Origin of the sequence: Dactylosporangium fulvum (assembly GCF_025137375.1) — a bacterium.
In the GTDB taxonomy this organism is placed as follows: domain Bacteria; phylum Actinomycetota; class Actinomycetes; order Mycobacteriales; family Micromonosporaceae; genus Dactylosporangium; species Dactylosporangium fulvum.
Genome location: NZ_CP073720.1, coordinates 4,821,814 through 4,838,174 on the forward strand (window position 1 = coordinate 4,821,814; position 16,361 = coordinate 4,838,174).

General features: G+C 71.7%; 18 protein-coding genes and 1 pseudogene. 8 read left to right on the plus strand and 11 right to left on the minus strand.

Annotated features, from left to right (window positions below; genetic code table 11):
- Positions 1-7: 7 nt before the first annotated feature.
- On the plus strand, positions 8-862 hold the full coding sequence (locus Dfulv_RS22600) for a class II fructose-bisphosphate aldolase (RefSeq protein ID WP_259866496.1): 855 nt from the start codon (positions 8-10) through the stop codon (positions 860-862).
- Positions 859-1,800: an NAD(P)-dependent oxidoreductase gene (locus Dfulv_RS22605; RefSeq protein ID WP_259866498.1), complete on the plus strand. Its 942-nt coding sequence runs from the start codon at positions 859-861 to the stop codon at positions 1,798-1,800. Before Dfulv_RS22600 ends, Dfulv_RS22605 begins: the two co-directional genes overlap by 4 nt.
- Before the next feature lie 127 nt (positions 1,801-1,927).
- Here Dfulv_RS22605 and Dfulv_RS22610 read toward each other — a convergent pair whose 3' ends face one another.
- The 5 genes and pseudogenes from Dfulv_RS22610 to Dfulv_RS22630 all read right to left on the minus strand — a co-directional run bounded on the left by Dfulv_RS22610 (position 1,928) and on the right by Dfulv_RS22630 (position 6,790).
- Positions 1,928-2,707: an enoyl-CoA hydratase/isomerase family protein gene (locus Dfulv_RS22610; protein WP_259866501.1), complete on the minus strand. Its 780-nt coding sequence runs from the start codon at positions 2,705-2,707 to the stop codon at positions 1,928-1,930.
- Complete coding sequence (locus tag Dfulv_RS22615) at positions 2,707-3,594, minus strand: LLM class F420-dependent oxidoreductase (protein WP_259866503.1); 888 nt, start codon at positions 3,592-3,594, stop codon at positions 2,707-2,709. Before Dfulv_RS22615 ends, Dfulv_RS22610 begins: the two co-directional genes overlap by 1 nt.
- A 27-nt stretch (positions 3,595-3,621) precedes the next feature.
- Positions 3,622-4,233: a class I SAM-dependent methyltransferase gene (locus tag Dfulv_RS22620; RefSeq protein ID WP_259866505.1), complete on the minus strand. Its 612-nt coding sequence runs from the start codon at positions 4,231-4,233 to the stop codon at positions 3,622-3,624.
- A 139-nt stretch (positions 4,234-4,372) separates the two neighbouring features.
- Positions 4,373-5,172 (minus strand): annotated as a pseudogene (locus Dfulv_RS22625) (hypothetical protein); the annotation flags it as partial.
- Positions 5,173-5,440: 268 nt separating this feature from the next.
- Positions 5,441-6,790, minus strand: coding sequence for a dihydrolipoyl dehydrogenase family protein (locus Dfulv_RS22630; RefSeq protein ID WP_259866507.1), 1,350 nt, complete (start codon positions 6,788-6,790; stop codon positions 5,441-5,443).
- A 174-nt stretch (positions 6,791-6,964) separates the two neighbouring features.
- Between Dfulv_RS22630 and Dfulv_RS22635 the strand changes: the two genes are divergently transcribed.
- The 6 genes from Dfulv_RS22635 (at position 6,965) to Dfulv_RS22660 (ending at position 10,524) form a co-directional block, all read left to right on the plus strand.
- Positions 6,965-7,339 carry a DUF488 domain-containing protein gene (locus tag Dfulv_RS22635; protein ID WP_259866509.1) on the plus strand — a complete coding sequence of 125 codons (375 nt, stop codon included), beginning with the start codon at positions 6,965-6,967 and terminating at the stop codon, positions 7,337-7,339.
- Positions 7,340-7,619: 280 nt separating this feature from the next.
- Positions 7,620-7,763, plus strand: coding sequence for a hypothetical protein (locus Dfulv_RS22640; RefSeq protein WP_259866511.1), 144 nt, complete (start codon positions 7,620-7,622; stop codon positions 7,761-7,763).
- 187 nt (positions 7,764-7,950) lie between these two features.
- The gene (locus tag Dfulv_RS22645) at positions 7,951-8,949 is read left to right on the plus strand and encodes an SRPBCC family protein (protein ID WP_259866513.1); all 999 of its coding nucleotides are present in this window, start codon (positions 7,951-7,953) and stop codon (positions 8,947-8,949) included.
- Positions 8,950-8,960: 11 nt separating this feature from the next.
- A complete protein-coding gene (gvpJ, locus tag Dfulv_RS49070; RefSeq protein ID WP_259866515.1) occupies positions 8,961-9,368 on the plus strand; it encodes a gas vesicle protein GvpJ in 408 nt (135 codons plus the stop codon).
- A gap of 45 nt (positions 9,369-9,413) precedes the next feature.
- Positions 9,414-9,644 carry a gas vesicle protein GvpG gene (locus Dfulv_RS22655; RefSeq protein WP_259866517.1) on the plus strand — a complete coding sequence of 77 codons (231 nt, stop codon included), beginning with the start codon at positions 9,414-9,416 and terminating at the stop codon, positions 9,642-9,644.
- A 148-nt stretch (positions 9,645-9,792) separates the two neighbouring features.
- Positions 9,793-10,524, plus strand: a complete 732-nt coding sequence (locus Dfulv_RS22660; RefSeq protein ID WP_259866520.1) for a phosphatase PAP2 family protein — start codon at positions 9,793-9,795, stop codon at positions 10,522-10,524.
- 21 nt (positions 10,525-10,545) lie between these two features.
- Here Dfulv_RS22660 and Dfulv_RS22665 read toward each other — a convergent pair whose 3' ends face one another.
- From Dfulv_RS22665 to Dfulv_RS22690, 6 genes are all read right to left on the minus strand, one after another.
- The gene (locus Dfulv_RS22665; protein ID WP_259866522.1) at positions 10,546-11,439 is read right to left on the minus strand and encodes a DMT family transporter; all 894 of its coding nucleotides are present in this window, start codon (positions 11,437-11,439) and stop codon (positions 10,546-10,548) included.
- Between the two features lie 152 nt (positions 11,440-11,591).
- Positions 11,592-11,789, minus strand: a complete 198-nt coding sequence (locus tag Dfulv_RS22670; RefSeq protein WP_259866524.1) for a hypothetical protein — start codon at positions 11,787-11,789, stop codon at positions 11,592-11,594.
- A 69-nt stretch (positions 11,790-11,858) separates the two neighbouring features.
- Entirely contained in the window at positions 11,859-12,809 is a 951-nt protein-coding gene (locus tag Dfulv_RS22675; RefSeq protein WP_259867839.1) for an NAD(P)-dependent oxidoreductase, read from the minus strand.
- Between the two features lie 10 nt (positions 12,810-12,819).
- On the minus strand, positions 12,820-14,244 hold the full coding sequence (locus tag Dfulv_RS22680; protein ID WP_259866527.1) for an aldehyde dehydrogenase family protein: 1,425 nt from the start codon (positions 14,242-14,244) through the stop codon (positions 12,820-12,822).
- Entirely contained in the window at positions 14,241-15,248 is a 1,008-nt protein-coding gene (locus Dfulv_RS22685) for an ABC transporter ATP-binding protein (RefSeq protein ID WP_259866529.1), read from the minus strand. The genes Dfulv_RS22680 and Dfulv_RS22685 overlap by 4 nt, the downstream gene beginning before the upstream one ends.
- Positions 15,245-16,288 carry an ABC transporter ATP-binding protein gene (locus tag Dfulv_RS22690; RefSeq protein ID WP_259866530.1) on the minus strand — a complete coding sequence of 348 codons (1,044 nt, stop codon included), beginning with the start codon at positions 16,286-16,288 and terminating at the stop codon, positions 15,245-15,247. Before Dfulv_RS22690 ends, Dfulv_RS22685 begins: the two co-directional genes overlap by 4 nt.
- Positions 16,289-16,361 lie beyond the last annotated feature (73 nt).

Sequence of the window (16,361 nt, forward strand, 5' to 3'; positions counted from 1 at the left end):
GAGAACCATGCCCCTCGCGGACCCCCGCCCCATCCTCGCCGCCGCCCGAACCGAGCGGCGCGGCGTCGGGGCCTTCAACACCACCCTGCTCGAACACGCCGAAGCACTCGTCGCCGGCGCCGAGGCGGCCAAAGCGCCGCTGGTGATGCAGATCAGCGAGAACGCGGTGCGCTACCACGGCGGCCTGCGCCCCCTGGCGGCGGCCGCGCTCGCCCTCGCCGAGGCGGCCGACGTGCCCGTCGTGCTGCATCTCGACCACGCCGAGGACGTCGCTCTCGTGCACGAGGCGGTGAGCCTCGGCTTCACCTCCGTGATGTTCGACGGCTCCGGGCTGCCCGACGACGAGAACCGGGCCACCACCCGCCGGGTCGTCGAGCACTGCCACGCCCACGGCGTCGCGGTCGAGGCCGAGCTGGGCGAGGTCGGCGGCAAGGACGGCGTCCACGCCCCCGGCGTGCGCACCGACCCGGAGCAGGCCCGCCGGTTCTGCGCGGACACCGGCGTCGACTCGCTCGCGGTCGCGGTCGGCACCTCGCACGCCATGGCGTCCCGCGACGCGGTCGTCGATCTGGACCTCGTCGCCGCCATCGCCGACCGGGTGCCGGTACCCCTGGTGCTGCACGGATCCTCCGGCGTCGACGACGCGACCCTGCGCACGGTGGTGACCCGTGGCATGACGAAGGTCAACATCGCCACCCACCTCAACAAGGTCTTCACCCAGGTGGTCCGCGAACGGCTCGGCGCCGACCCGAAGCTCATGGACGCCCGCAAGTACGTCGCGCCGGCCCGCGACGCGATGGCCGCCGAGGTCGAACGCCTCCTGCGGCTGCTCGACCCGCGCACCACGGCGGGGCAGCGATGAGCGCGCCCCGGGTCCTGGTCACGCCGCGATCGATGTCGGTCGCCGGGTCCGCCGCCGTGGACCGGCTCAGGGCCGCCGGCTACACCGTCGTCACGCCGGCACCGGGCCGTCAGCCGACCACCGACGAGCTCGCCGCCGCGGTGCCCGGCGTCGTCGGCTGGGTCGCCGGGGTCGAGACCATCAACGCGGACGTGCTCGCCCGCGCCGACGCGTTGCGGGTGATCAGCCGCAACGGCGCGGGCAGCGACGCCATCGACGCCTCCGCCGCCGCGGCGGCCGGCATCCGGGTGCTGACCGCCCGCGGCGCCAACGCGCAAGGGGTCGCCGAGCTCGCCCTCGCCCTGGCACTCTTGGGCCTGCGCGGGCTCCCCGCGGCCGCTGCCGCCCTGCGTGCCGGGAATTGGCAGCGCAGCGTCGGCCGTGAGGCGACCGGACGTACCCTCGGTGTCGTCGGCTTCGGCGCCATCGGCCGGAAGCTGTCGCACCTCGCACGCGGCCTCGGCATGCGCGTCGTGGCCCACGACCCGTTTGTCACCGACGCCGGCGACGTGCCGCTGCTGCCCCTGGCGGACCTGCTCCGCACCAGCGAGGTCGTCTCGCTGCACGTGCCGCCGTCACCGCACGGCCCGCTCCTCGGCGCCGCCGAGCTCGCCCTGCTCCGCGACGACGCGGTCCTGCTCAACACGGCCCGCTCGACGCTCGTCGACGAGGCCGCGCTGCTGGCCGAGCTGGAGTCGGGACGGATCGCGCTCTACACCGTCGACGCCTTCGACCGCGAGCCCCCGGAGCCATCCGCGCTGCTCACCCATCCCCGGGTCGTGCCCACCCCGCACCTGGGCGCCGCGACGGTGGAGAGCACCCGCCGGGCCTCGGATGCCGCGGTCGAGAACCTGCTGACCGCCCTCGCGGCCGAGGCCACCGGCGGCGCCGCACGCTGACCGCACTGCCGGTCCGGCCGGCCGAGCGCGGGCCGAGGTGGCGCGGGGTGGCTATCGTGCCCGCGCGGGCCCTGCAGGTGGGCTTATGTGCTTGAGCGCACCGCAGCGTCGGTCGCTCGGGGACCCGCTAGCGGTCGCTTGGTTGATCGTGCTGGAGCGCGGCCCAGCGCGGTGCCCGCTTCTCGACGAACGCGGCCATTCCCTCGGCGGCATCCCGGCCGGCGAGCAGGCCGGCCGTCGCCTCCCGGGCACGGGCCCGCAGCGTGGCCTGGTCGATCGCGATCGACCGGTACATCAGATCCTTGGTGGTGCGTACGGCCTCCGGCGAGTGCTCCGCGATCCGCTCGGCAAGCGCGATCGCGGTCGCCAGTACCTCCGGCCCCGGCACGACCCGATTGACCAGGCCCAGCTCGTACGCGCGGGCAGCGCTGAGCTTGTCGCCGGTCAGCCCGATCTCCAGCGCCACCGCCAGGGGGATCCGCAGCGGAAGCTCGGTCCCGCCCTCGGTGGCGGCGATACCCAGGGCGACCTCGGGCAGGGCGAAGTACGCGTGCTCGGCGGCCACCCGCAGGTCACAGGCCAACGCCAGTTCGAACCCGCCACCGACCGCCGGTCCGTTGATCGCGGCGAGCACCGGGAGCGGGAACCCGCCGCGCAAGAGGTGGAGCGGGCTGGTGGCGGGGTCCGGCATCCCGGCCTCCGCAACCGCCTTCAGGTCCAGACCGGCGCTGAACGCCCGCTCGCCCGTCGCGGTCAGCACGACCACGCGCACCTCCGGGTCGGCGGCCGCTGCTCGCAGGCCGCTGCTCACCTGATCGAGGGTGGCGTGGTCGAGGCTGTTGCGCCGCTGCGGCCGGTCGATGGTGAGCAGCACGACCCGGCCGCGGCGTTCCCGGTGTACCGGCATCAGCCGGTGCCGACCTGCTCGTGAGGCACCGACCACTCCGCCTCCGCGAAGAGTTGCCGGAAGGCCGCCAGCTGTTCGACGCAGTGGTCCACGCTGCGGTGGCGCAGCACGATGTTCATCATCGTGGCCCCCGCCGCGTGCATCTTCTCGACGTGGCGACGTGTGCCGTCGGCGTCGGCCATCGGGTCCAACGGCGGCGGCGTGAGGATCACGTCGAAGCCCTCCGGCGGGTCGACCGTGGCCAGCATGGTGGTGATCTGCTCGGGCGACAGGCCGAACGGGACCCACGCGTCGCCGAGTTCGACGGCCCGCCGCAGCGAGCGCCGGGTGTATCCGCCGATCCACAGCGGCACCCGGGGTCGGGGCGAGTGCGGGTCGATGAGGAAGTCCCGGAACCGGTAGTGCGTGCCCTCGTACTCGGGCACCGGCTGTCCCCAGGCGGCGCGAAGCGCCCGGATCGCGTCGTCGGCGGCGGCGCCACGGCCGTCGAAGTCGGCTCCCAGCAGCGCGAACTCCTCTTTCAGGCTGCCCACCCCGAGTCCGAGGACCACCCTGCCACCGCTGAGCCGGTCGAGGGTTCCGTAGCGCTTCGCGATGTCCAGCGGGTGGTGGTAACCGAGCACGAGGACATGGGTGGCAAGCCGGATGTTTGTCGTGCGTGCCGCGAGAAAGCCCAGGGTGGCGAGCGGGTCCCAGTAGGTGCCGCCGCCCCGCGCGGCGATCCTGGTCGGCACGCCGACGTGCTCGCTGCAGGTGAGATGGTGGTAGCCGAGCCGGTCCGCCGCCTCGGCGACGGTGACCAGTTCGGCGGTGCCTGCGCTGGTCTCCCAGGCGTTGAACTGCCCGGGCGGACGGAAGACGACGGGACTGAGGATGCCGAATCGCATGCACCAGCGTACCAAGCGCTTGCTTGGTTACGCGGCCCCGGTCAGCAGGGCGACCAGGAAGTCTGCGCCGGGTGTGAACGGGCGCAGGTCCCAGGTGCTCAGCAGCAGTTCGGGGGTGAGGCCGGCGGCCGCCGCGTCGGTGAGGAACTCGTCGTGCGTGTAGCCGCGGCCGGCGCCGAAGCCGATCGCGACGCGGCCGCGCTCGGCCAGATGGGCGCGGAACCGGCGGAGGATCTCCTGCCGGCTGGACGGGGCGACGAAGGTCATCACGTTGCCGGCGCAGACGATCACGTCGAAGCGGGCCGGGATGCCGGCGGACGGCAGGTCCAATTCGCTGAGGTCGCCGACGAGCCAGGTGGGGCCGGGCTGGTCGGCGCGGGCGGCGGCGATCAGCTCGGGGTCGAGGTCGACGCCGACCACGTGGTGCCCGGCCGCGGCGAGGTGGCCGCCGACCCGGCCGGTGCCGCAGCCGGCGTCGAGGATGCGGGCGCCGCGAGGGACCATCGCGTCGATCAGGCGCGCTTCACCGGCCAGGTCGGCGCCGCGCGCGGCCATGTCCCGGAACCGTTGGATGTACCAGCGGGAGTGGCCGGGATCCTCGGCGATCTTGCGGAGCCAGAGGTTGTCCTGCGTCGTCATGTCGTTCTCCATGTCGTTGCCCGTGGTGATCAGCGCACAAACGGTAGTCGGGACGCCGCTGTCACGGCGCCCCGACGGAATGGTGCTCTACCGTCCGGACGACACCGGCCGGCGGGCGGCGTCGCGGACCGCGGCGGGCGCGAGCGAACTCGCGGCCGATGCGGGCGGCGAGCGCGGCCGGCACTCCGGTGATGCGTTCCTGCCAGGCCGGGGTGTTCGGCGCCTCGGCGTCGTCGTAGCCGGTGGGCCACTCACCCGGCAGGTCGCCGCGCCGTACCCCGTACTGGGCCATCAGCAGGTCGAAGACGGTGGTGACGGCGTGAGCGCCGATCCACCGGATCGGCACGCCGCGGCGGATCGTGGCGCCGCCCTCGGTCTCGCCCACGTCGAACCGGGCGAAGTCGACCTCGACGGTCTCGCCGTCGGTGTCCAGGCCGATCGCCGGGACGACGGCACCGAGGTCGAGGTTCCAGCGACCGGGCTCGCCGTACCGGAAGCCCAGCGACCCGTTCGGAATCACGGGCTCGCCGGTCCGCTCGTCGATCAGGACGGTCTTGTGCTCGCCGTCCGCCTCGCCGAGGTCCGCGGCGGTGAGGAAGCGGTCCGCGGCCCACGCGTCGCCGGTGTTACGCAGTGTCACCAGGAACGGCAGATCGGTGTACCGGCGCACGTAGTCGAGGAAGTACGGCACCGTGCGGTCGCGGAAGAGCAGGAGCCGGTGCAGTTGACGCCGTGGGTGGAGCGGACCACCCGGTCGTAGCGCCACCGGTCGCGGTAGAACGACTCCCACTGGTCGCGGTCGACCTGGTGCAGCGTGCGCCCGTGGTCACCGACCGTCTCGCGGGTCAGGAAGCGCCGGGCGGCCAGCAGCGGGGCCACGCCGGGAACCTGATCCGTCGCCGGGGTCCGGGCGGTGTCCGGCGGGTGGAGTGCTGTCACGGCGGTTCCTTCGTCGTGAGGGCGACGACCGGCCGGCCGCCGACACCAAGGTTCACCGATCGGAACTCCCGTTCTCAGGTGCCGTGGTCCCCAATCGCACGGGACCAAGGTCCTGAACCGGAAACGGTCACACCGGTCGGCAGCGGCCACCCTCGTCCCGCCCGGTCCCGTGGAGCTCGTGCCCCTGGCCGAGGCCGCCGTGGTGTCACCCGGCCCGCTGACGGGTCAGGTCGGGCTCCTGCGAATCAGCTGAAGGGGTACTTGAGCACTACACCATCCATGGCATGTTGGAGGCCTGGGTCGGGTAGACGAACAGCGCATGCTTCAGCGCGTCGGCTCGGACGTCGGCTCGGATGGCAAGCGCGAAGAGGTTCGCGAGCTCGTCGGCCTCCGGGCCCAGCAGGTGAGCTCCGAGAATCCTGCCGCTGTCCTTCTCGATCAGGACCTTGTACATCGACGCCGGCTCAGCGACCCGCCGCGCTGAGTACCAGCCGGAGGTGTCCGCCTGCTTCACGCTGAACGACAGGCCCTTGGCGCGAGCCTCCTGCTCGGTCATCCCCACCGCACCCAGCGCGGGGATCGAATAGACCACACTCGCCATGCCCTGGTAGTCCGCCGTGTGCTGGTTGCCGTCCAGGAGGTTGTCGGCGACGAGGCCGCCCTCGTACTCGGCGAGGGGCGTCTCGGGCAGACCTCCGCTGCCGGCCGCGTCACCCGCCGCGTACACCGCCGGGTTCGAGACGCTCCGCAGGTGGCTGTCGACCCGGATCCCGTGGCGATCGAACTCGACACCGGCGGTGGACAGGTCGAGATCGTCCAGCTCGGGTGCGCGACCGGCCGCGTGGACAACCATGTCCGTCTCGAACACCTCAGGCCTCGAATCCGTCGAGGTCGTGACCCTGAAGTTGCCCGGTGCTCCCTCGACGCCCGTGACCGTCGTGCCGGTCCGGACGTCGATGCCCACGTCGTGGGTGCGCTCCATCAGCCGCGCCACGAGGTCCTGGTCGAAGTGTTTGAGCGGCCGGGCGCCCCGGTGCAGGATCGTGACTGTCGCCCCGGCCCTGGCCGCGATGTGGCCGAACTCGAAGGCGATGTAGCCGCCTCCGACAAATACGATCCGTCGCGGCAACTCCTGCAGGTCGAGAAACTGGTCGCTGCGGGTGAGGTGGTTCTCGCCCTGGATGCCCAGCCTGGCCGGCCAGGCGCCGGATGCCACGACGACGTGGTCGCCGACGAGCACGTCCTCGCCGACCTCGAGCGAACGCTCGTCAAGAAAGCGTGCACGCCCGTGGAAGGTTTCCACCCCTTCCTTGGCGAAGCTGTCCTCCCGCTGCCGGGGAAACGGGTCCGTGAACGTGGCCTTGAACCGGATCAGCTCAGGCCAGTCGATGCGCAGATCCCCGGCAACGCCCCGGCCCTCCATGCGGCGTTTCCGGTCGATGATCTCGGCCGCTCCCACCAACACCTTCTTGGGGTCACAGCCGCGCAACCCACAGGTGCCGCCAAAGGGCCGGGAATCGACGATCGCCACGTTCCGGCCAGCCGCTTGGCATCGCGTGGCCACCGTTGAGCCGGCTTCCCCTGTTCCGATCACGACGACGTCAAAGGACTTCTTCATGATCCATCCCTCTGGCTAGCCGTTCGATCAGGCGCCGTTTTGTTGACGGCACCAATCGTCTGACGCTGCCATGCTGCACACGCGTGGCAACCCGTGACTTTGCTCTGTGCTACCCGGGTCCATGAGTACGACACATCCGTCGGCGATCCCGTCGCGCAGGCCGATGATGGGGAGATGACCAAGGACATCACGTACCGCAGGATCTACGAGGAATCCTCGCCCGAGGACGGCAGGCGGGTGCTTGTCGACCGCATCTGGCCGCGGGGGATGCGCAAGGCGGACGCGCATCTCGACGAGTGGCTGCGTGACGTCGCCCCGTCCACCGAACTGCGCCGCTGGTACAGCCACGAACCCGGCCGGTTCGCCGAGTTTCGCCGCCGCTACCTCACCGAACTGCGCGAGCCTGCGCGGCGGCAGGCCGTAGACCATCTGCGAGACATCGCCGACCGCGACAAGCTGACGCTGCTGACGGCCACCCACGACGTTGAACACAGCCAGGCCGCCGTCCTCGCCGAGTGGCTGACCAGCGCCGGGAGATCCCGGGCCTGATCCGCCGCGAGCCGCGGCACCTTGCCGATGTGCACCGGTGCGGCCCGGACGGGGGCGTGCCGCTACGCGTGTGGCGGTTCGTGCACGTCGGTGCGCGAGTCGATGCTGAGCACGGCGGCCGGTGCGTCCGGCGTGGCGGGGCTGTCTCCACCGCAGGCGCACCCTCCGCAGCCGCAGCCGTGAGAGGACGGTGCCCCGTGGTCGCCGATGAGCTCGTGCATGCCGTCCAGCAGGCCGCCGAGGTCGACGCCTTCGGCGTCGACCAGCAGCGGCAGGGGCCGTGCTGGGGCTGCTCCCGGCGGTGGTGTTCGCGTTGCTGCTGTCCCGGGCCTGGCTGCTGCCGAGGCGTCGGCTCACCCCGAAGCAGGTGGGCGTCGTGGAGATCGCAGCCAGCGTCCTGGTACTGATCGCGGCGGTGGTCTGACAAAAGCCGCGTTGCGAATCGGTTGCCAGGCTGCACATTGAACAGCGGCTCTTGTCCTGATTGAGCAGCGCATAGTCGTTGTGTGATCAACGTGACGGGAGTGGGTTTTACGGTGGTAACGCCCGGGTAAGCGGTTCACATCGGCATGATCGCGCTGCCTGGGGGCGGGCGGAATGGAATACGGGCGATGACCCCCGCGAAGGGCCACGGGCATCACGGTGGCATCGGGGAGAGTGTCGCCCGGCTGGTGGCCACGGAGACGCGCAATCTCGCAGGTGCTGTGGCGGAGCGCGCCGCAGCGGCCCTGCGGGATCGAGTCAGCGAGCTCACCGAACGCCTCACCGACATCGCCGAGCACACCGAATCTCCGGCGGTCGCCGCGGCGGCGAAAGGCGCGCAGGAGTGGCTGGGCGGCGCCTCGCTGTTCAAGGCCGCGCTCAGCGGTGGGCTCGCTGCCGTCAAAACGCAGCTGAAGCAGCTGTTCGGCCTGATGAAGTCCCGCAAGCTCAGGCTGACGAACATCGTCGAGTACGTCGATGTCGGCGTGCCGGTCCGGGTCGCGTACGACCAGTGGACCGAGTTCGAGGACATCCCCCGCTTCACGAAGAAGGTCGAGAAGGTCGATCGCGGGACGGACGAAACCAAGCTCGCCTGGCGGGCGCAGATCTTCCTGTCCCACCGGAACTGGGAGGCCGACATCATCAAGATGGTCCCGGACGAGCGGATCGTGTGGCGCTCGAAGGGGGCGAAGGGCCACGTGGACGGCGCCATCTCGTTCCACGCCCTCACACCGACGCTGACCCGCGTCGTGCTTGCCCTGCAGTACTACCCGAAGGGCCTGTTCGAGCGAACGGGGAATCTCTGGCGGGCACAGGGCCGCCGGGCCAGGCTGGAGCTGAAGCACTTCGCGCGGCACGCGACGACCCAGACGATCCTGCATCCCGACAGCGTCGAGGGCTGGCGCGGCGAGATCCGCGACAGCAAGGTCGCGCTCGACCACAACGCGGCCGTGCGGCAGGAACGGCGGCAACGGGAAGCCCGCCAGGAGCCCGGCCACCGAGCCGAACGTCGGGACGGCGGCGGCCGCGACGACTCGGACAACCAGCATCGGGGACGACAGAAGGTTGGGAGCGGCCGAGAACGCCGTTCCGGCGAACACCGGCCGGCACGCCGGCCTGAGGAGTAAATGGGTAGGCCATGTCGATCACATCCGCAGCACCTACCGGTGGCGGCCAGTCCTCGTCGCTGGCCGACGTCATCGACACCATTCTTGACAAGGGCATCGTCATCGACGCCCACGTGAGCGTCGCCTTGGTCGGTATCGAGGTGCTCACCATCAACGCAAGAGTTGTCGTCGCCAGCGTCGACACGTATCTGCGGTTCGCCGAGGCGGCCAACCGGCTGGATCTCAAGGCCCAGGAGGGCCGCGGGCTGGGGGACCTCGTGGAGGGTGCCAAGGGCGCCGTCGCGGGGCCGATGAAGCGCCGGGCGATCGAACACACAGGGGAGAAGCTGCTGGAGAAAGCCGGCGAGGTCATCGGCGAGATCGTCCACCCGCCGGAGCACGAACGGCAGCGTGAACGGCGGGAACGGCGGGATTACTGACGTGACCACCACCGGCGTGCCGGCGGCTGCTCATGACGAGGAGCGATGAACGTGGGCCTGCTGACGACGATTCTCACGCTGCCCTATGCGCCGGTGCGGGCGGTCACCGCCATCGCCGAGATCCTGCTGCGGCAGGCCGAGGAGGAACTGTACAGCCCGGCCGGCGTTCGCCGGCAGTTGGAGGGTCTCGACGAGGCGGTCGCCCGGGGCGAGCTGTCCGAGTCTGAACGCCAGGCCGCGGAGGACGAGATCCTCGCCCGTCTCACCAACCGCTGAACGCGGAACGGACGAAACCGGCCCGCCGAAGAACGCTTCCACCCGTGCGGTCGGCATTGGGCGTCCGGCCACCCACGTCGATGCGCTCAGCACGGGGCGGGCCGATCCGGGAAGGGTTAAGGCGCAGGGATGCGGAAAGGTTGCCCCCATGCGCCCGCGCGGCCGGCAGCGCCGGACCGGCACCACCACGGCGCCCGATGATTCCCGGTGGGGCGGGAGCCGCGCGGCGATGCGACCGGCGAGCTGGTGGCCGGATCTCCTTGCCGCGGCCGCCTTCGCGGCGCTCACCGTCGCCCTGATCCGGGTGCCCGCGCTGCTGCGGCTCGACGTCGCGGTGCGCGACTGGGCCGACACGCACCGGTCGCCGCCGGTCGCGTGGACGACGCTGGTGATGGACCACCTCGGGCAGGGCGGTCCCGTCATGACCTTCACCCTGATCGTGGGATTCGTGCTGGCGTGGCGGAACCGCAGTGTCCGGCCCATCGGTCCGGCCGGGCTCGCGCTGATCCTGACCACCGCGTCGATCGTGCCGCTGAAGCAGTACACCCAGCGGGGCAGCCCGCATCACGGCCCGGTGGAGCTGTTCAGCGGTCCCGGTTATGTCGAGTATCCCTCCGGGCACGTCAACAACGCGGTCGTCTACTACGGCACACTGGCGTTGCTGCTGGCACCGTACCTGACCAGGGCCGCCCGCACCGCGTTGCGGTGGATGCCGCCGGTGCTCGTCGCGATCGGCACGACGTACGTCAGCTATCACTGGCTCACCGACGCGATCGCCGGTTTCCTGCTCGGTTTTGTGCTCATCCGGTTGAGCCTGCGGATCCCGTGGGGACGGATCCCGCTGCCCGCCGCGCTGGACCGGCAACCCGTCGCGCACTGAAATCGCGGTCTGCCCGGCGGCTCAGCCGGACCGCTCCGACGGGTCGCTGTCAGATCGGGCCGGCGACACATCGCGGGACTCCCGGCTGATGGCGGCGAGCCATATCCCGCCCGCCATGGCGAGCACGCCCAACACCTGGACACCGATCCGCGGCCACCCGGTGGCGAGCTGTTCGTGGAAGGCGGTCACACCGATCAGTACGCTGACGAACGGGTCCATGACGGCGATCGCCGTGAGCGGCACGGCGATCCGGCCGCTCTGGAACGCGTGCTGGTTGAGCACGACGGCACTGCCCCCGACGAGCACGAGCACGTAGAGCTGCGGTGTGGTGAGCACCGACAGCGGATCGGTGGCGAGATCGTCGGAGATGGTCTTGAGCAGGGAGGCCCCGAGACCGTACAGCAGGCCGGTGGCCACACCGAGCAGCGCGCCGCGCAGGGGGCCGACCACACGCCAGGCGACCATCAGACAGGCGACGAGGGCCGGTCCGGCCCAGATCGCGACGCCCAGCCAACCGGTCAACGACGGCTGGGCCACGCCGGCGCGCGGCTGCGCGGCGAGCAGAAAGACGACCAGTCCGCTCCCGCCGAGTGCCACCACACCGAAGTCCCAGGCGTACATCCGGCGCCGGTTGAGGGCGGCGGCCAGCGGTATGGCCAGAAACAGCCCGCTGATCAGCAGCGGTTCGACGAGTGCCAGCGGGGCCAGGCTGAGCGCGAGCGCCTGCAGACCGACGCCGATGCCCTCCGGGATCCATCCCAGCAGCCACCTCGGCCGGCGCGCCAGCCGGAGCAGCAGGCGCGGGTCGAGGTTCTGGGCCAGTTGCTCGCGCTTGGCCGCACTCTGCTCCAGCGCTGACGCTACGGCGAAGCAGACGGCCGAGCCGACTCCCGCGAGTATCGCGACGAAGTTCACCGCGCTGCCCGCTGGTGGTCGCCCCGCTGTTCGGTGCGGGCGACCGGCGTGCCGTGTCCCGCCGGCGGGACCGCGCTCGCTGTGCGCACGTGTGGTGTCCTAGCGAAGTTCGACTGCCCGCGCACCAGGTCGCCTACCCGTGCCACGACGCTTCACACCGGCCCGGTCGGCCGTGCCGTCGTGCCGGCGAGCGTGACGCCGGGGTGACGGGGTAGGTCGTAGAGGTGGTCGCGTGGCTGGATCGTCACCAGCACCAGCACACCGGCGTCGCCATCGGGATCGTGGCGTTGGTGCTGATGACGGTCGGTGTCTCCACCCTGGCCGCCACGCGCCTGATCGAGGCGCACCATCGTCCTCACCACCTCCCGCACCTGCCGTATCACTCCGGCCTTGGGCGATGCCGCCAAGCAGCGGGCCGGTCACCGTGGCTGTCCTCCCGGGGCTTGCAGGTGTTCGATCACGCCACGCGCGACGGCGACGGCCATCGCGTCCAGCGCGTCGTGGGTCATCGCCGCCATGTGCGGGGTGGCGAGGACCCGGGGGTGGTGCAGCAGCGGGTCGTCGGGGTCGGGTGGTTCGGGGGCGAACACGTCGACCGCGTAGCCCTGCAGCCGCCCGGCGTCGAGCGCGTCGAGCACGGCCGTACGGTCCACCACCCCGGCGCGGGCGGTGTTCACCAGGAGGGCGTCCGGCCGCATCCGGGTGAGTGCGTCGGCGCCGATCAGCCCGACCGTCTGCGGGGTCTGCGGCACGTGCAGGCTCACCACGTCGGAGTCGCGCAGCAGGTCGTCCAGCCCGACCAGGCGTACCCCCGGGGGCGGGGTGACCGCGGCGACGTCGTACCCGAGGACGGTCATGCCCAAGCCCTGGGCGCGGGCGGCGACGCCGCGGCCGATGGCGCCGAGCCCGACCAGGCCGAGGGTGCGGCTGGCGAGCATGGTGCCGGTCAGTCCCGCCGCGACGACCGAGGACGGCAGTGAGCGGCCGGCCGGGAAGGCGCCGCCCGCCAGCGCGGCCACGGCAGGCGGCAGCCGGCGGGCCAGGGTCAGCGCGGCCAGGACGACGAACTCGGCCACGGACTCGGCGTTGGCGCCCGGTGTGCTGACCACCGGGATGGCCAGCCGCTCGGCCGCGGCCAGGTCGATGCCGTCGAGACCGGCGCCGTGGCGGCCGACGACCCGCAGCCGCGGGGCCGATTCGAGCATGCCGGCCGTCACCGGGGAGGAGCGCACCACCAGGGCGTCCGCGGTGGCGAGCGGGCCGGCGGCGAGGACCGCCGGGTCGGTGACGTGGGCGACGTGCACCTCGCCTGCGGTACGCAGCAGGTCCATCCCGGCCGCCGCGATGGGTTCGGTGAGCAGGATCTTCATCACGTCGCCGTCACCAGCCCGTGTAGCAGGTCACCGGCACCGAGTAGAAGTCCCGGGCGTAGCCGCCCTGCTCCCGGGGGCCGTGGTTGGAGTCGCCGACGCCGCCGAACGGCAGGTGCAGCTCGGTGCCGGCGGTCGGTAGGTTGACCGTCACGATGCCCGCCCGCGCGTCCCGCTTGAACCGCTCGGAGGCGGACAGTGACGTGGTCACGATGCCGGCGGAGAGCCCGTACCGGGTGTCGCCGGCGACGGCGATCGCCTCGTCGAGGTCGTCGACCTTGATCACGCAGGAGACGGGGCCGAAGATCTCCTCCCGGGCCACCCGCATGTCGTTGCGCGCGCCGGCGAAGAGCGTGGGGCGCATGAACTGCCCGTCGTGTGCGCCGCCGGCCACGACGGTCGCCCCCTCGGTGACGCCGACCGCCACGTACTCGAGATTCTGGGCGAGCTGTTCGGGGCTGGCCACCGGGCCGATCTCGCTGTGCGGGTCGAGCGGGTCGCCGACCCGCAGCGCGGCGGCGGCCTCGGCAAGCGCCGCGACGAACCGGTCGTGGATGCCCGCCTGCACGATCAGCCGGCTCGACGCGGTGCAGCGCTGGCCGGTGCTGAAGAAGCTGCCGTCCAGGGCGCAGCGCACCGCGACCGCCAGGTCGGCGTCGTCGAGCACCACGAGCGGGTTCTTACCGCCCATCTCCAGCTGGAACCGCTTGTTGCCGTGGGCGAGGCACTGCCGGGCCACATGCCCGCCGGTGCCGGTGCCGCCGGTGAAGGACACGCCGTCGACGTCGGGCGAGGTGAGTAACTCCTCGCCGACCACCCGGCCCGCGCCCATGACCAGGTTGAACACGCCGGGCGGCAGGCCGGAGCCGGCGATGATGCGGGCGAGCTCACCGGCGGAGGCGGTGACCAGCTCGGCGGGTTTGAGGACGACCGCGTTGCCGTACGCGAGCGCGGGTGCCACCTTCCACGCCGGGATCGCGAGCGGGTAGTTCCACGGCGTGATGACCCCGACCACGCCGAGCGGTCGGCGGCGGACCTCGGCGTGGACGTTGTCCCGGGTGGACGCGTACACCTCGCCCTGCGGCTGCAACATCTGGTGCGCGTAGTAACGGAAGGTCTGGCCGGCCCGGGTGACCTCGCCGCGCGCCTCGGCGAGTAGCTTGCCCTCCTCCCGGGCGAGCAGGACGGCGAGATCCTCGGTGCGGGCCAGGATGGCGGTGCCGATCCGGTCGAGGATCTCCATCCGGAACGCCACGGGGCGGCGGGACCAGTCGGGTTGGGCGGCGCGGGCGGCGGCGACCGCGGCACGGGCGGTGTCCCGGTCGGCCTGGGCGTACTCGCTGACGACCTCGCCGGGCCGGGCGGGGTTGAGGTTCTGCCGTCGTTCGCCGTCGACCCACTCGCCGCCGACAAGGTTGCGATGGAGCACGGTCACCGTCCTACGGTGGTGGCGGCGACGGGCTCCTCGGCGTTCTCCGGGAAGTGGCAGGCGACCTGGTGCCCGGCCCCGGAGAGGGTCAGCGGCGGCGCCGTCGTCGCGCAGATCTCCTGGGCTTTCCAGCACCGGGTGCGGAACCGGCAGCCACTCGGTGGGCTCAGCGGGCTCGGGACGTCCCCGGTGAGGATCACGCGCTGCCGTTTGGTTTCCACGAGCGGATCCGGGATCGGTACCGCGGACAGCAGCGCCTTGGTGTAGGGGTGCCGCGGCCGGCGGTACATCTCCTCGCAGTCGCCCACCTCGATGACGCCGCCGAGGTACATCACGGCGATGCGGTCGCAGAGGTGCCGCACGACGGCGAGGTCATGGGCGATGAACATCATCGTGAGACCCAGCTCCTCCTGGAGCTGCTCGAGCAGGTTGACGATCTGCGCCTGGACGGAGACGTCCAGCGCGGACACCGGCTCGTCGGCAACGACGAACTCGGGGCCGCTGACCAGCGCCCGCGCGATGCCCACCCGCTGGCGCTGGCCCCCGGAGAACTCGTGCGGGTAGCGGTCGTGCCACCGGTCGCTGAGCCCGACCAGCCGCATGGTCTCCTGCGCCTTCTCCCGGCGTCCGGCGGCGGAGAGGTCGGAGTGCACCAGCAGCGGCTCCTCGATCAGCTCGCCGATGGTCATGCGGGGATTCAGCGACGCGTACGGGTCCTGGAAGACCATCTGCATCCGGCGGCGCATCGCCCGCATCCGCCTCCCGCGCAGCGTCGTGAGCTCGATCCCGTCGAAGGTCACGCTGCCCCGGCTGGGGCGCAGGAGCTGGAGGATGGCCCGCCCGGTGGTGGACTTGCCGCAACCGGACTCGCCCACCACGCCGATGATCTCGCCGCGCCGGATGTCGAGGTCCACACCGGACACCGCGCGCAGACGAGCCGGGAGCAGCGAGCCCCGCTTGGGCACCTTGAAGTCGACCGCGAGGTCACGCACCTGGACCAGCGTTGTCATCGAACCTCCACAGACTGTTCGGCGAACCGGTCCTCGTTCGACAGCCAGCCACCCTCGCTCGCCGGGCGCATGCCCCAGCAGCGGCTCAGCTGGCCCCGGTCCGGGACCTGGTGGGTGAGGACCAGCTCCGGCGCGCTGTCCTGGCAGGTTTCGCGGGCGTGCACACAGCGCGGCGCGAACCGGCAGCCCGCCGGCATCGCCGACAGCTCCGGCGGCCGGCCCGCGATGGGGCGCAACCGTCCGGCGCGGACCAGGTCCAGCCGGGGCACCGAGCCGAGCAGACCCCAGGTGTAGGGCATCTGCGGGCGGTGGAACAGGTCGACGGTCTCCGCCCGCTCCACGATCTGTCCCGCGTACATCACGTTGACCCGCTCGGCCATGCCGGCGACGACGCCGAGGTCGTGGGTGATGAACAGGACGGCGGTGCGGGTCTCCCGGGCCAGGTCCCGCAGCAGGTCCAGGATCTGCGCCTGGATGGTGACATCGAGCGCGGTGGTGATCTCGTCGGCGAGGATCAGCCGGGGGTCGCAGGACAACGCCATCGCGATCATGACGCGTTGCCGCATGCCCCCGGACAACTGGTGCGGATAGGAGCCGAGCCGGGTTTCCGCCGCGGGGATGCGCACCATCTCCAGCAACTCGACCGCCCGGGTCCGCGCGGCCCGGCGGCTGAGCCCCAGATGCAGCTGCAGGGCCTCGGTGATCTGCCGCCCGATGGTGAGCACCGGGTTCAGCGAGGTCATCGGGTCCTGGAAGATCATCGCGATGCCCTTGCCGCGCACCGCCCGCAGCTCGCGGCGGCGCAGCTTGAGCAGGTCCCGCCCCTCGAAGAGCACCTGCCCGCCGGTCACCTGTCCCGCCGGCGGGACGATCAGGCCCATGATGGACTGCGCGGTGGCCGACTTTCCGCAGCCGGACTCTCCCACCAGCGCGACCATCTCACCGGCGTCGACGGTGAACGAGACACCGTCCACAGCGGTCACCGAGCCCCCCGCCGCGCGGAATTCAGTGCGCAGGTCACGCACCTCCAACAAGGCCATCGAAACTCCCAAAAACTCGGTGCACGAACGCCGCCATTCGTCAACGGGGAGTGTTGCACAGGCGATGTTCGTC